This window comes from Trichococcus paludicola, from assembly GCF_003052295.1.
In the GTDB taxonomy this organism is placed as follows: Bacteria; Bacillota; Bacilli; order Lactobacillales; family Aerococcaceae; genus Trichococcus; species Trichococcus paludicola.
On record NZ_QBLC01000004.1, the window covers coordinates 77333 to 93520 of the forward strand.

General features: G+C 45.0%; 12 protein-coding genes. All 12 read right to left on the minus strand.

What is annotated here, in order from left to right:
- Positions 1-154 precede the first annotated feature (154 nt).
- Positions 155-1324 (minus strand): putative lipid II flippase FtsW, encoded by a 1170-nt coding sequence (gene ftsW / locus C7R56_RS06980; RefSeq protein WP_107995849.1) that lies wholly within the window; start codon positions 1322-1324, stop codon positions 155-157.
- A gap of 8 nt (positions 1325-1332) precedes the next feature.
- Entirely contained in the window at positions 1333-1632 is a 300-nt protein-coding gene (locus C7R56_RS06985) for a YlaN family protein (RefSeq protein ID WP_086985336.1), read from the minus strand.
- Between the two features lie 217 nt (positions 1633-1849).
- Positions 1850-3688, minus strand: coding sequence for a translational GTPase TypA (gene typA, locus C7R56_RS06990; protein ID WP_107995850.1), 1839 nt, complete (start codon positions 3686-3688; stop codon positions 1850-1852).
- A 369-nt stretch (positions 3689-4057) separates the two neighbouring features.
- Complete coding sequence (icd, locus tag C7R56_RS06995) at positions 4058-5332, minus strand: NADP-dependent isocitrate dehydrogenase (RefSeq protein ID WP_107995851.1); 1275 nt, start codon at positions 5330-5332, stop codon at positions 4058-4060.
- Positions 5329-6477, minus strand: a complete 1149-nt coding sequence (locus C7R56_RS07000) for a citrate/2-methylcitrate synthase (RefSeq protein ID WP_107995852.1) — start codon at positions 6475-6477, stop codon at positions 5329-5331. Before C7R56_RS07000 ends, icd begins: the two co-directional genes overlap by 4 nt.
- 53 nt (positions 6478-6530) lie before the next feature.
- Complete coding sequence (acnA, locus tag C7R56_RS07005; protein WP_107995853.1) at positions 6531-9242, minus strand: aconitate hydratase AcnA; 2712 nt, start codon at positions 9240-9242, stop codon at positions 6531-6533.
- Between the two features lie 469 nt (positions 9243-9711).
- Positions 9712-10485, minus strand: coding sequence for an inositol monophosphatase family protein (locus C7R56_RS07010; RefSeq protein ID WP_107995854.1), 774 nt, complete (start codon positions 10483-10485; stop codon positions 9712-9714).
- Between the two features lie 48 nt (positions 10486-10533).
- On the minus strand, positions 10534-10812 hold the full coding sequence (locus C7R56_RS07015) for a UPF0223 family protein (protein ID WP_107995855.1): 279 nt from the start codon (positions 10810-10812) through the stop codon (positions 10534-10536).
- Positions 10813-10914: 102 nt separating this feature from the next.
- On the minus strand, positions 10915-12321 hold the full coding sequence (gene lpdA, locus C7R56_RS07020; RefSeq protein ID WP_107995856.1) for a dihydrolipoyl dehydrogenase: 1407 nt from the start codon (positions 12319-12321) through the stop codon (positions 10915-10917).
- A 9-nt stretch (positions 12322-12330) separates the two neighbouring features.
- The gene (locus C7R56_RS07025; RefSeq protein ID WP_107995857.1) at positions 12331-13968 is read right to left on the minus strand and encodes a 2-oxo acid dehydrogenase subunit E2; all 1638 of its coding nucleotides are present in this window, start codon (positions 13966-13968) and stop codon (positions 12331-12333) included.
- A 106-nt stretch (positions 13969-14074) separates the two neighbouring features.
- Entirely contained in the window at positions 14075-15052 is a 978-nt protein-coding gene (locus C7R56_RS07030; RefSeq protein WP_086985345.1) for an alpha-ketoacid dehydrogenase subunit beta, read from the minus strand.
- A 2-nt stretch (positions 15053-15054) separates the two neighbouring features.
- Positions 15055-16164: a pyruvate dehydrogenase (acetyl-transferring) E1 component subunit alpha gene (pdhA, locus tag C7R56_RS07035; RefSeq protein WP_107995858.1), complete on the minus strand. Its 1110-nt coding sequence runs from the start codon at positions 16162-16164 to the stop codon at positions 15055-15057.
- Positions 16165-16188 lie beyond the last annotated feature (24 nt).

A 16188-nucleotide genomic window follows, 5' to 3' on the forward strand; every position in this document is an offset into this window, starting at 1 on the left:
AGATGGCAAAGAATACCACGATAAATCCTATTATACTCTATTTTTGCTTCATACGAAAAGCTTTCCGGCAGCTGCTGTTCGGAGGTACCCACAGATTGCGGAATCGAAGCCACCATTCAAAAAAAGAGCCGGTTTTCCGGCTCTTTTACTATGCTTATTTTGGTTGTTTGGAAATCTGATCGTTGATGTGCATATTGTTGACCAGACCGATCGATACGGCGGATACCAATAAGCTGGATCCCCCGTAGCTCACGAACGGAAAGGTGACTCCGGTCAAGGGCATAAGGCCGGTTGCACCACCCACATTGATGACTCCTTGAGCCAGGAACATAGTACCGATTCCGATACAGACCAGTTGGGCAAACGGATCTTTGATTTTGATCGCATTCTTAAAAATACGATAGACCATATAGAAAAACAGCACTAAAACGAATGCAACACCCACCAAGCCCAATTCTTCCCCGATGATGGACAATATGAAGTCGGTGTGGGGTTCCGGCAAATACCCGGACTTCTGGATACTTTCACCGATGCCTACACCGAAAAGGCCGCCCCTGCTTAAAGCGTAGTAAGAATTCACCACTTGGTAACCGGAATCCTGTATGTCGGCAAACGGATCGATGAATGATGTGATCCTTTCCATCTGGTAGGACTGGATGAATGGGATGCTGCTCCCGAGTGTTTTCACCATTACAATAATCAGCCCGTATGTCGCTCCGATTGCCCCAAAAATCATTACCCCATATTTGACCTTGACTCCACTGTGCAGGAACAACACGAGGCAGATGAAAGCAATGATGGCAGCCCCACCGAGATCGGGCTGTAAGAAGACCATTACCACTGCTGCCGCTGCTATTAGGAGCGGTTTCTTCATCGTATCGTAAAAAACAGCATTGATGCGGGATTGGTGTTTGGAAATGAACCAGGATAAGTAAAGGATAAGGTTCAATTTCATGAACTCGGCGGGTTGGAATCCGAAAGATCCAATGTAAATCCACCCGCGCGCCCCTTTTGTCGCCGTACCCGGCCAAAGTAAAAGGTAAGTCAAGATAACGAAAAGACCAAACAAAACATACGTAAGCAGCTTTTCATCTTTCAGCAGACGTTTTGAAAGAAATGAAACAAACAGCGCACCGAACAAACCCAGGACTGCGAATAACATTTGCCTGTAAAAGAAATGTTCCGAATTATTGTAATCCGTCATGGCACGATAACTGCTGGAACTGTAGACCATCAGTATTCCGAAACCTGACAGGATGATGTATGGGATCAGAAGACGCCAATCCATATAGGAGAATTTTTTCTTGATTGTATTTTTAATCATGTAGACAACTAAACCCCTTTGTCGGCGGAATCGTTTTTCGATTGATCAAAATAGTTCGTGTACATGGCGTTCAAAGAAGACTCCAAATCACTCAATATCTTGTGTCCTTCTTCTTTCGAGATGATCCCCAATTTCACGGCATAATCAACTTCACGGGAGAATCCGTACATTTGCGTATCCACCACATCCTCAAAGGCTGGACAGTTCGCAAAGCAGAGGTGTTCTTTTTGGCTATTGATTAATTTGTAGATCTTTTCAGCATCCTGCATCAAGATTTCCAAAGCAGTCGTTTTGTTGATGCTATCCATTTTAATTCCTCCCCTCAAAAGTTACTTCATTTAATCTCAAATTACCCCGCATTCTTTGCGGTTGACACAAAAAACGTATGGTCTTTCAAGTTTATTATACCAAATAAATAGGCTGACGCCTACCGCCATTCATCCCCTAGCGGATTGCGGAGAATGGTAGAGAAAAAGGCCCGAGGCAATGGTTGCCAAGGACCCTTTTTCAGAACTTACTGTCGGATTATTCTGCTTTTTTCTTGCGTTTAGCAGATTTTTCGCGCTCATTTTTGTCTAAGATTTGTTTACGCAGACGGACGCTTTCAGGCGTTACTTCGCAATATTCATCTTCTCCCATGAATTCAAGCGATTCTTCCAGCGTCAATGAACGTGGACGTTTAATCACGTTTGTAGAATCTTTATTTGCAGAACGGATATTTGTCATTTGTTTCGCTCTTGTGATGTTAACAGCGATGTCAGTGTCGCGGGCATTTTCGCCGACAATCATACCTTCGTAGATTTCCACACCAGGTTCGATGAAGATCGTTCCACGATCCTCTACGCCCATGATGCCGTAGGTTGTTGTTTTGCCTGTTTCAGTAGAGACAAGCGCGCCTTTGCTGCGTCCGCCGATTTTGCCTGGCAACTCTGGCAAGTACGCTTCAAACGTATGAGCCATGATACCATAACCGCGTGTAATGGATAAGAATTCAGTAGAGTAACCGATCAGTCCACGTGATGGAACAAGGAAGATGATACGGACTTGGCCATTGCCACTGTTTTGCATATCTTGCATTTCAGCTTTGCGTTGGCTGATTGTTTCGATTACGGAACCCATGTATTCTTCAGGGGTGTCGATCTGAACACGTTCAAACGGCTCACATCTAACGCCATCAACTTCTCTGATGATAACTTCTGGACGGGATACTTGCAATTCGTAACCTTCACGACGCATGTTTTCGATCAGGATGGACAAGTGCAATTCGCCACGTCCGGAAACGATCCAAGCATCAGGAGAGTCGGTAGGATCAACACGCAAAGATACGTCCGTATGCAATTGTTTCATCAAACGCTCTTCGATTTTACGGGAAGTGACCCATTTACCTTCACGGCCTGCGAAAGGAGAGTTGTTTGTAAGGAAAGTCATTTGCAATGTAGGCTCGTCGATATGCAGAACCGGCAAAGCTTCACGGTGATCAACCGGAGTCACTGTTTCACCAACAAAGATATCTTCCATACCGGAAATGGCAATCAAATCGCCCGCTTTTGCTTCTTCGATTTCGATACGGTCCAAACCAAAGTAGCCGAACAGTTTTGATACACGGAAATTCTTGGATGTGCCATCCAATTTAAGTAAGGATACTTGGTCCCCAACTTTGATTGTGCCACGGAATACGCGTCCGATACCGATACGGCCAACAAAGTCACTGTAGTCAAGTAAAGCTACTTGGAATTGCAATGGTTCAGCAGAGTTGTCGATTGGAGCCGGGATGTGTTCGATGATTGCATCAAAAACGTTATCCATTGTATCTTCTTGTTCAGTTGGATCATCTGACATGCTTGAAGTACCATGCATTGCAGAAGCATAGACAACCGGGAATTCCAATTGTTCGTCATCAGCGCCCAATTCGATGAATAATTCCAGAACTTCATCAACAACTTCAGCTGGTCTAGCAGTCGGTTTGTCGATTTTGTTTACTACGACAATAGGAATCAGTTTTTGCTCCAAGGCTTTTTTCAATACGAAACGCGTTTGCGGCATCGTACCTTCGTAAGCATCAACAACAAGCACTACACCATCAACCATACGCATGATACGTTCTACTTCTCCACCGAAATCCGCGTGGCCTGGTGTATCCATGATGTTGATGCGCGTACCTTTGTATTGTACGGCTGTATTTTTCGCCAAGATCGTGATTCCGCGTTCTTTTTCAAGATCGTTGGAGTCCATTGCACGTTCCATAAGCTCAGTTCTAGCGTTCAATGTATCCGATTGTTTCAACAATTCATCTACTAATGTTGTTTTACCATGGTCAACGTGGGCGATGATTGCAACATTACGAATATCTTTTCTAAATTCCATTTGTTGTTTTCCTCCAAAATTTTACTTGTTTTTCACTGCTGTTTGATATGCCAACTGCTACTGCCATTATATAGTCGATCACAATTCTGAATTTGAACTTCCCATCAGTTTTCGTTTGCGGAGTAGGTGAAAATCCGCTGAAAACTCATGAAGACAACTATCAACTTATCCAGTCTATCACCTCCGGAACCATTTGGAAAGAAAAAAGTTCAATGTAACGGCTTTCTTGGAAAAGTTATTCTTTCTGTTGTCCCTCCGCCTTGGATGCCCCTGGCCAGCACGGATTCAGGCCCCTGCCTTCTTTATGGATTTATCCGCAAAAAGAGACATAATCCAGAATGATTATGTCTCTGATTTTTTGATTGGTTCCTACATGTTTTTGATGACCAGTTCCGCGAATCCGGAGCAGCTTACTTTTTGAGCAGCTTCGTCCTTCATCAGATAATAAAAATCGCGTGTGACCGTTTTGTTCGCTATCGTCTTTTCGATTCCACGAGTAATCAAGTCGCTGACTTCATTCCAGCCGATGTAATCGAACAACATAGCGCCTGACAACAACACCGACGAAGGATTCAATTCGTCCAAACCGGCATATTCCGGTGCAGTACCGTGTGTAGCTTCGAAAATGGCATGCCCAGTGTCCTCATTGATGTTCGCACCCGGTGCAATCCCGATTCCGCCCACTTGAGCAGCCAACGCATCAGAAATATAATCACCGTTCAGATTCAATGTAGCGATGACGTCATAGTTTTCTGGGTTCATCAAAATCTCCTGCAGGAAGATGTCAGCAATCCGGTCCTTGATGATCAACTTGCCTGCCGCTATAGCGTCTTCATAAGCTTTATCCGCTGCCGCTCTGCCATCCGCAGCTTTTACGGCATCATATTGCGCCCAAGTGAAGACTTTATCGCCAAATTCGCGTTCCGCAAGGGCATAGCCCCACTTCTTGAAGCCACCCTCCGTGAATTTCATGATGTTGCCTTTGTGGACCAACGTCACGGAAGTGCGTCCATTTTGCAACGCATACTGGATGGCGCTGCGGATCAAGCGTTCCGATCCTTCGATCGAAACAGGTTTGACCCCGATTGCTGATGTCTCAGGGAAGCGGATTTTGTCCACACCGAATTGGGTCTGCAGAATCTCGATGATTCGTTTTGCCTCTTCGCTTTGCGCTTCGAATTCAATCCCTGCGTAGCAATCTTCAGTATTTTCACGAAAGATGACCATATCGGTTTTTTCAGGTTCTTTCAATGGTGTCGGCACGCCTTCAAAATAACGGACAGGGCGCAGACAGACGAACAGATCCAACGTCTGACGCAAAGCGACGTTCAAGGAGCGGATTCCTCCGCCGATTGGTGTCGTCAGTGGTCCTTTTATGGCCACCAAATGCTCACGGATGACGTCCATGGTCTCATCAGGTAACCAAGAACCGGTCAAATCGAAAGCCTTTCCACCTGCCAGAACTTCTTTCCAAACTACTTTCCGGGAATCGCCGTAGGCTTTTTCAACTGCGGCTTCAAATACTTTTTTGGATGCTTGCCAAATTTCTGGACCGATGCCATCCCCTTCGATGAAAGGGATGATCGGAAAATCAGGTGTATGCAACCCTGTTTCATTCATAACAATCTTTTCGCCAACTGTCATTGTGCAGTACCTCCAATAGTTTCTTTTTCAGTCAAAGGGATGTAAGTAAGATTAACCGCTCCCACGTATTTTGAACGTGGACGGATCAAGGTAGCTTCACGTTTTTGCTCAAATACATGCCCTAACCACCCGGAAACACGACTCATTGAAAATAACAGCGTGAAGAGGTCATGTTCTATACCGAAGCAGTGATAAACAGTGGCAGAATAGAAATCGACATTCGGAATCAATCCTTTTTCCTTCAATAGATAATCCTCTACCTCGCAGGAAAGGTCATATAAATCTTCTTTTCCAAATTCCTGGGTCAATTCCTTAGCCATGCGTTTTAAATGTTTTTTGCGGGGATCTTCCGTTTTGTATACACGGTGACCGAATCCCATGATTTTTTCTTTATTGTCCAATTTTGATTTCAAATAGCCTGGAACATCTCTGGTTTCTGATTCAGCGATTTCGGAGAGCATATCGAATACGCGCTCATTTGCGCCACCGTGCAAGGGACCCTTGAGAGCTCCGATGGCGCCAGTGATGCAAGAATAGACATCCGTCAGTGTGGAGGCTGCAACGCGTGCAGTAAAGGTTGATGCGTTAAGATCGTGATCGGCATGGAGTACCAAACAATGATTATACGCTCTGACCAAATCCGGATTCGCCTCTTCGCCTGTCAACATATACAGGAAATTGGCTCCGAACGACAAGTCCTCGCGTGGCGCGATCGGATCCAAACCTTTGCGTAATCGCGCGAAGGCGGCTACAATCGTCGGAATTTTTGCTTGTATCGAGATTGCTTGAATATAGACAGAACGTTCGTCCATGTCTTCCGCATAAGGATCGAATACACCCAATAGTGAGACAGTCGTGCGCAATACACTCATCGGGTGCAAATTTTGGCGGCACTGGATTTTCAGGCAAGCAATGACACTTTCAGATAAGGCCATATGCGTGTGAAGATCGTGCTTCAACTGTACGAATTCTTCCCGATCAGGCATTCTTGAATTCCACAACAAAAAGATGATTTCCTCAAACGATGCATCCTTTTCCACTAATTCGTCGATATTATATCCTGAATAGGATAATTGTCCCTCAACAATTGCGCTTAGGGAGGTTTCTGATACGACAACGTCTGCTAATCCTTTATGTACTTCCATGATTTTTCTCTCCTCTCAAAAACCTCTCTTCAGCAAATTGGATGGCTTGCTGCTTAATAGGCAAGCCCCATTTTTTTACGGATCACCATCGGCAGGATGCCTCCGTTACGGTAGTAAGTCATATCGACTTCAGAATCAAAACGGGCAATGGTCGTGAATTTGATTTCTTGGCCATCCGATTTGACTGCTGTCACCGGAATTTCCGCATGGATGCCGACACTATCGTTCAAATCGATCGTGATTTTTTCCGATCCGTCCAGTCCCAAACTTTCAGCATCTTGGCCTGTTTGGTATTGCAAAGGCAATACACCCATCATCACAAGATTCGAACGGTGAATTCTTTCATAACTCTTGGCGATGACTGCTTCGACTCCAAGAAGTTTGACACCTTTGGCAGCCCAATCGCGGGAAGAACCCATCCCATAATCGTCACCTGCAAAAATCACTAATCCTGTTCCGTTTTGACGGTATCTTTCTGATGCATCAAAGATACTCATCTCTTCGCCGGTCGGCCAGTAAATCGTGAAGCCACCGTCTTTGCCGGATACCAGTTGATTGCGGATTCGCATATTCGCCAACGTACCGCGCATCATCACTTCATGATTTCCGCGTCTTGCGCCGTATGAGTTGAAATCACGGACTCCCACGCCTTTAGAAGACAAATATTGTCCAGCAGGTGTGCTGATGTCGATGCTTCCTGCAGGGGAAATGTGATCGGTCGTAACCGAGTCACCGAATTTACCCAATACCGATAGCCCATTCAAAGATACGATTGGTTTCGGTTCAGGCGATAAATTCTCGAAAAATGGCGGATTTGCGATGTAAGTCGACCCTTCTTCCCACTGGTACAAAGCGTCATCATTCGTTTCGATCGCATTCCATTCCGCATTGTCATCAAATACATGCAGATATTCCTCTTTGAATATCTCAGGTGTCACAAAATCACGGATCATCGCTTCGACAGCGTGTCTTTCCGGCCACAGATCAGCTAAGTAGACAGGTTGACCGTCTTTGCCGTTACCGATTGGCTCTGTTTTCAGATCGATGTTCATCGTACCGGCCAACGCATAAGCGACTACCAATGGGGGTGATGCCAAGTAGTTGGCTTTGACTAATGCGTGGATCCGGCCTTCAAAGTTACGGTTTCCACTCAATGCGCTTGAAACCAATAAGTCGTTGTTTTTGATTGCTTCTTCCACTTCAGGCAAAAGCGGTCCTGAATTTCCGATGCAGGTCGTACAGCCATAGCCAACAGTATTGAAGCCCAACTCTTCCAGATAAGGCAGTAAGCCGGCATTATCCAGGTAAGCAGTAACCACTTTTGATCCGGGTGCCAAAGAAGTCTTGACGTATTTCGGAACGTTCAGTCCCAACTCGACTGCTCGTTTCGCTAATAATCCGGCACTCAACATTACGTATGGATTGGATGTGTTCGTACAGCTTGTGATGGCCGCGATCGCAATGTCACCTGTTTTCATCTTCACTTCTTCTCCATCGAGGATCAGCGAGACTTCTTTTTCTTTTTCATCTTCGGATAATCCAAATCCGGCATTGCCTTTCGGCGCAATCAAGGATCTTTGGAAATCTTCTTTTAATTTTGATACCGGCACCAAATCTTGAGGACGTTTTGGTCCTGCAACGTTGGCCTCGATTGTGCTCAAGTCGATTTCAACGACTGTGGTATATTCCGGTTCCGGATCCTCAACACGATAGTAAAGATCATTTGCCTTAACGTACTCTTCTACTATAGAAACATGCTTTTCATCTCTTCCTGTCAACGTCAAGTAGTTAAGCACTTCATCGTCAACCGGGAAGAAGCCGCAGGTCGCACCATATTCAGGTGCCATGTTGGCGATGGTCGCACGATCCGCTAACGTCATGGAAGATAATCCAGGACCGAAGAATTCGACAAATTTTCCGACTACTTTCATTTCACGCAATTTCTGTGTGACTTTCAATGCCAAGTCGGTTGCGGTAGCTGCTTCCTGCAATGAATTGATGAAGCGTACCCCGACGACTTCAGGAACAGGGAAGAAGGAAGGCTCGCCAAGCATGCTGGCTTCCGCTTCGATTCCGCCTACTCCCCAGCCCAATACGCCAAGCGCATTTGCCATTGTCGTATGCGAATCCGTCCCCACCAATGTGTCTGGGAAAACTAAGCTTCTGTTATCATCGATCACTTTTTCGGTGACGACTGATGCCAAGTATTCAATATTGACTTGATGTACGATACCAGTAGCAGGTGGTACAGCACGATAGTTGTCGAATGCTTTTTGCGCCCAGCTCAAAAATTGATAACGTTCCTGATTGCGTAAGAACTCCATCCGCATGTTAGCCAACAAAGCTTGTGGAGATCCGAAGTTATCGACTTGTACGGAGTGATCGATGACCAGATCAACAGGCACTTCCGGATTGATGATTGCTGGATCTCCGCCTAAATCAAAGACTGTTTTTCTCAAGGAAGCCAAGTCAACGACTGCCGGTACTCCCGTAAAATCCTGCAGAATAACGCGGGAAGGTTTGAAGGGTATTTCGCCTTCATTCGTTTCCGTTGCACTCCAGTTAGATAAAGTGACAACATGTTCTTCCTTGATGCCGCTTTCTCCGACTTGACGTAACAAGGACTCGAGAAGCACTCGGATCGAGTAAGGCAGTTTAGCGATTTTTATTTTTTCATTGTTTTCTAATTTTTTTAATTTATAGTACTCATACTGATGACCATTTAAACTAAAAGAAGCTATGGCATTTTGATTAAAATCTGACATTGTATAACCCCCATTTATCATCTGTTTCACATTCAACTCACTGAATACGAAAATTATAACCATAATTTAATCAAATGTAAATGTTTTAAAGAAAAAAAATACCGCAAGTACGCAAGAACAACCGGAAAAACCTTACATGGATTTGTAAGGTTTTTCATTAGAATAAATGAGAGAGCCTTTCCGATTGCCTCGAAAATGAGAATTCCGCCTAATGAAATCTCATTAAAAAGGCTCGCATATCCTCATTTTATTATCATTTTATGGATTTTTTTCACATTTATTATTTTTAATCGAATCCTCTTTCTGAGAAAAGTAATTTTACTTTTCAGCACAAGTGAATAAAACCGCTTACCTCATACCTTTCCATGTCATGAATCCTGACATCTTTCGTGAACCGAAAAAAAATGAACAAAATGCATTTTTCTGCATCTTGTCCACTTTATTTCTAATGTTGGGAAGGTTCGATCGCTCATCGCCATTCGTCCCTGATCTCCTGGAAAGCATATTTGTTGGCGACAATCACTGCATTGTTCTGAAGCAGGTTTATTTTTTCTCCCGTGACTTGTCTATAGACCAAACCCACCTCTTCGGCAATGACCAACCCAGCAGCAATGTCCCACGGTGCCAAGGAAGGAGCAATATAGGCTACGAGTTTGCCGGAAGCAACCCAAGCTGTTTCCAACCCGGCGGAGCCATTCACGCGTAACCCACTGCTGTTTTTTGCGATTCTGCGCGCTTCCCCCGCATCCGAGACCACCAAACGGTTGCTGATTGCCACCAACCCCTCAGAAAGAGGGATTTCCTCTACTGTCGGCAGTCTTCGGTCGTTGCAGTAAGCTCCGTTATGCCGGATCGCAAAATAGAGCTCGTCCCTTACGACATCATAAATATATCCCAAATGACCGACGCCATCTTCATAGATACCGATCATGATGGCAAAATTCGCTCTCTGCTTGATGAAATTGAGGGTGCCATCAATCGGATCGATGATCCAGACAATTCCTTCCAGATCCTGTATATCATGACCGACGCTTTCTTCTCCCAAAATACGTTCATCCGGGAAATGTGCGGTGATTTTCTCATACAGGAACACCTCGATTTCCCGATCCATGTTTGTCACCAGATCCGTTCGCGATGTTTTTTCTTTAATTTCAAGCTCCTTGTTGAACGATTCCCGCAGCAAGTCTGCAGCTTCATACAACCAAGACTTGATCAGGCTGTGTCTTTTTTCGATTTGATCCATCCGGCTCCTCCCTTCTGCCGCTCTTCTAGCTGCGACTTATCCAGTCATTTAACGCTCCCCTAGAAAAATTTTGTTTTTTTCGCTTCTCTTTACTTCCTGCAGCACTTTATACAAAGAGTAGCCTGACTCTTTTTCGAACTGATTGCCGTATTTCTTTTCTTGACCGACTGAAGGCAACACCGTCTTAAATTCTCGGTAAGCCTGCATAAAATCTTCTTTGCTGATTCCACTTTCATAAGCTCGCTCTACAGCATTCCATAAAGAGATGACTTTAACGATCTCCTCTTTGGACCACTCCACTTCGAACGGATAGTCGTAATGTTGCATATTATTCCCTCCATCTGATTCCTGTTTCTACTATATTATACATGACAAAAAAAATAAAGAGAATCCGGACCCGGATTCTCTCTACTTGTGACTATTTTGGAATTAGATGTGGATTGGCATACCCAAAGCCAATTCGGCAGCGTCCATGATTGTTTCGGATAATGATGGATGACCGTGGATTGTCAGCGCAATATCTTCTGCGTTCATTCCAGCTTCAATCGCCAAGCCAAGCTCAGCGATGACTTCGCTGGCGTTCACACCGGCAACTTGCGCACCGACCAGAACGTTATCTTCTTTTGTCGTAACCAAACGGACAAAGCCTTCTGTTTGGTTCAATGATAAAGCACGGCCGTTTCCTGATAATGGGAATTTGGATGCTTTTACGTCCAGACCTTTGTCTTTCGCTTCAGCAGCGGTAAAACCGATGGTCGCTAATTCAGGATCCGTAAAGGCAACCCCTGGCATAGAGCGGTAATCAACGGCAGAAGGATGTCCGGCAATAGCTTCAGCCGCAATTTTAGCTTCGTAGCTAGCTTTATGAGCCAATGCAGCACCTGGAACGATATCGCCGATCGCAAAAATGTGTTTTACATTTGTGCGGCCTTGATTATCAACTTTAACCAAGCCACGTTCAGTCATTTCAACTCCGACTACTTCAAGTCCTAGGTCATCCGTATTCGGACGGCGACCGACAGTAACCATCACATAGTCAGCTTCGATAACTTCTTCTTTACCGTTTGCTTCATATTTAACCGTTACGCTGTCTCCGTTATCAACAGCTTCTTTAGCCATTGCTTTTGTGACGACTGTAACACCTTTTTCTTGGAATGATTTTTCAACAAATTTAACCATATCTTTTTCGAATGTCGGCAAAATTTGTGGAGAGCCCTCAAGAATAGTCACTTCAGCGCCTAAGTTAGCGTATGCTCCACCTAGTTCAGTACCGATGACACCGCCACCGACGATGACTAATTTTTTAGGAACTTCAGTCAAATTCAATCCGCCAGTGGAATCGATGACGCGTCCGCCAAATTTGAAACCTTTGATTTCGATTGGGCGGCTACCAGTAGCGATGATCGCATTTTTGAAAGTATACGTTTGTGCTGCATCTTCGGTGAAGACACGCAATGTCTCTCCGTCATTGAAGAATGCATTTCCACGGATAATTTCAACTTTGTTTTTCTTCAGCAAGTACTCGACACCAGATGTCAATGTTTTGACGACTTTATTGTCTTTCCATTCTTGTGTTTTCGAGAAGTCAAGTTTCACATTTTCAGTTGTAATACCGAAAACGGAGGAATCCAACGCTTCTTGATAATGATGTCCAGCAGAAATCAAAGCTTTTGAAGGGATACAACCGACGTTCAAACAAACGCCTCCGATCCATTCTCTTTCGATGATTGCTACTTTTTGTCCTAATTGTGCAGCGCGGATTGCAGCTACATAGCCACCAGGTCCTGCTCCAACAACAACTGTATCTAATTCAACTGCGAAATCGCCTACTACCATTGTCTATTTTCACCCTTCCATCAATAATAATTCTGGATCAGCCAATAATCTCTTAATGTTGTTCATTGCTTTTTGAGCAGTTGCGCCGTCAACGATACGGTGGTCGAAACTCAATGAAAGTTTCATAACGCGACCGACTGCCAATTCGCCTTCTGCATTGACGATAGCTTGTTGTGCGATCGTTCCAACACCTAGGATGGCTACTTCAGGGTAGTTGATGACTGGCGTGAAGAATCCACCGCCAACAGAACCGATGTTGCTGATAGTAACAGAGCCGTTTCTCATATCCGCAGCTGCCAGTTTGCCGTCATGGGCTTGTGCAGCCATGTTGTTGATTTCATCGGCAATTTTGAACATGCCTTTTGAATCAGCATTTTTAACGTTCGGTACATATAAACCATTGTCGGTGTCTGTAGCGATACCAATGTTGATGTAGTTCTTCAACACGATTTCTTGAGCTGCATCGTCGATAGACGCATTCAATATAGGGAAGTCGCGTACAGTCGCTGCCAATGCCTTAACGACATACGGCAAGAAAGTAAGTTTTGTTCCTTGTGCTGCAGCAACATCTTTGAATTTCTTACGGTGATCCCATAATTTGGACACTTCTACTTCATCAAACAAGGTTACGTGAGGAGCTGTATGCTTGCTGTTGACCATTGCTTTGGCAATCGCTTTTCTTGTTGGAGACATTTTTTGGCGTGTTTCCGCTTCGCCCATGTTGGAAGTGAATGGTTGAGCTGGCGCTGTAGTTTGTGCTGCTTGAGCCGCTGCTGCTACTGGAGCTGCTTGGACCGCTGCTTGTGCCGAAGCTTGACCTTGAACTGCTGGAGTCACAGCTTTTGCTGCCACTGGAGCCACTCCGCTGAAGTTATCGATATCTTCCTTCAGTACACGTCCACCTTTTCCGGTCGGTGCAACTGCAGTGATGTCGATGCCTTTTTCGCGTGCGTATTGACGAACGGATGGCATAGCCAAAACTTGTTTGTCAGGATTTGCTGCTTCAACCACGCCTGATGACGCAGGTGCATTTGAAGCTGCTGCAGGTGCTGCGGCTGCTTTTGGTGCTGCTGCAGCTGGGCCGTTTTGGCCTGGTGCATCGATTTCGACCAATACATCGCCGATGACCGCTACTGTGCCTACTGGCGTTACGATGCGGACAACTCTACCTGTGACAGGAGATGGGATTTCTTCAACAGATTTGTCGTTCTGTACTTCAACCAATGTATCATCTTCGTTGATCATATCGCCTTCTTTGATGGGCCAAGAAACGATTTCACCTTCCATGATACCTTCGCCTAAAGCAGGCAATTTGAATTGGAACAATCCTCCTGTCGAAGCTGCAGGTGCTGCTGGAGTTGATGCCGCTGAAGCTGTTGCAGGAGCTGCAGAACCTTCATCTTCATAACCTGGAGCGTCGATTTCCACCAATACATCACCGATGACTGCAACCGTACCTACTGGCGCAACAATCTTCAAGACTTTCCCGGTCACTGGGGATGGGATTTCTTCGACTGATTTATCATTTTGCACTTCTAATAATGTGTCATCTTCATTGATGGTGTCGCCTTCTTTGATTGACCAAGAAACGATTTCACCTTCCATGATACCTTCGCCTAAAGCAGGCAACTTGAATTTAAAAGACATTTTCTTAACTTCCCTTCATTTGTCTATTTTTGGATTTCCAACGCACAAAAGCGAACAAATACAATTCTATGGGATATGGAATTGTATTTGTTCAAGCTTTCAGCTCTTAGAAATGATAAGTTTCTCTTACTTTATTTTCGATATCAGTAGCATTCGGCAACCAAATGTTTTCCGCTTGACCGAACGGGAAGACAGTATCCGGAGCAGCTACACGTCCGATAGGAGCTTCTAAAGATAATACTGCGCGTTCAGAAATTTCGGACATGACCATCGCGCCCACACCTGCTTGACGCTGCGCTTCTTGAACTACTACGACACGGCCTGTTTTTTGTACAGAGGCAATGATCGTTTCGACATCAAGTGGAGCAACAGTACGTAAATCGATTACTTCAACCGAAATGCCTTCTTTTTCAAGTGTTTCTGCAGCTTTGATAGCTTCGCGGACCATCGCGCCGTATGTGATGACGGACACGTCAGATCCTTCTTTTGTGATGGCAGCTTTGCCGATAGGAACAGTGTATGCTTCCTCAGGAACTTCATCACGGAATGAACGGTACAATTTCATGTGCTCCAAGAAGACAACGGGATCGTTGTCACGGATAGCTGAAATCAACAACCCTTTTGCATCGTATGGGTTCGAAGGGATAACCACTTTTAAACCTGGCGATTGAGCCATCAAGCCTTCCAAGTTATCCGAGTGCAATTCAGGTGTATGCACACCGCCACCGAAAGGAGAGCGGAAAACGATAGGCAGATTACGCGTGCCTGCCATACGGTAACGTGTACGTGCAGCTTGTGCTACAACAGTATCCATTACTTCAAATACAAAACCGAAGAATTGGATTTCCGCAACAGGACGGAAACCTTCCAGTGCCAAACCGAATGCCAAACCACCGATACCGGATTCAGCTAAAGGAGTATCAAACACGCGGTCTTCTCCGAAGCTCTCTTGAAGTCCCTGTGTCGCACGGAATACACCGCCGTTTTTACCAACGTCTTCTCCGAAGATCAAAACGTTTGGATCGTTTGCAAGTTCAATTGCAAGTGCATCAGTGATGGCTTGGATCATAGTTAATTGTGCCATGATTATTTAGTCTCCTTTGCTTCGTAGTACGCGATTTGTTCTGCCATAGTTTGGTTTGGTTCTTCGAACATACTCTTCAAGAAGTCAGATACTTTTTGTTTAGGAGCTTGGTCAGCTTCCTTGATGGCATCTTTGATTTCTTCTTTGACTGATTCGATTACTTCATTTTCTTTTTCTTCAGACCATAAACCTTTTGCCGTCAAAAATTTGCGCATGCGGATCAATGGGTCTTTTGCTTGCCAGCCTTCCAATTCAGCAGTGTCACGGTAACGCGTTGGATCATCACCTGATAAGGTATGCGGACCAAAGCGGTAGCAGATTGTTTCGATCAATACAGGGCCATTTCCTGCAACAGCATATTCTCTTGCTTTTTTAGTTACAGCGTATACAGCCAGCATGTCCATTCCATCTACTTGGATACCAGGGATTCCGGCAGCGACAGCTTTCTGCGCCAAAGTTTGAGCAGCGGTCTGCACGTGGCGAGGTGTTGAAATCGCCCATCCATTATTTTGGATGAAGAAGAGAGCAGGTGCTTTGTAGGATCCGGCAAAGTTGATTCCTTCATAGAAATCCCCTTGCGAGCTTCCGCCGTCACCAGTATATGTAATCGCTACATTTTTCTTGTTGCGCTTCTTCAAGCCCAACGCGACTCCGGCAGCTTGCACGTATTGTGCGCCGATGATGATTTGTGGTGGTAAAGCTTTGATATCTTCAGCGTATTTATTGCCATCCACGTGGCCTCTTGACCAAAGGAAAGCTTGCGTCAATGGCAAACCGTGTTTGACCAGTTGAGGAACATCACGGTAACCAGGCAACAAGACATCTTCCTTCTCGATTGCTGCGATACTTCCTAATTGGCTTGCTTCTTGCCCGGCTGTCGGCGCATAGAAACCTAATCTACCTTGACGATTCAATGCAGTTGAACGTTCATGTAAAATTCTGGACCATACCATATCTGTCATGAATTGAACCAATTGTTCATCAGAAAGATCTGGCATAAGGTCAGGGTTTACAATATTCCCTTCTTCATCCATGATTTGGACCATGCGAAAATCTGTGTTCGTGCTGCTTAATAATGCGTCAATGTCGATTTTTGTTTGTTTTGTAGCCATGCTAACACTTTCCTCTCTATTCCT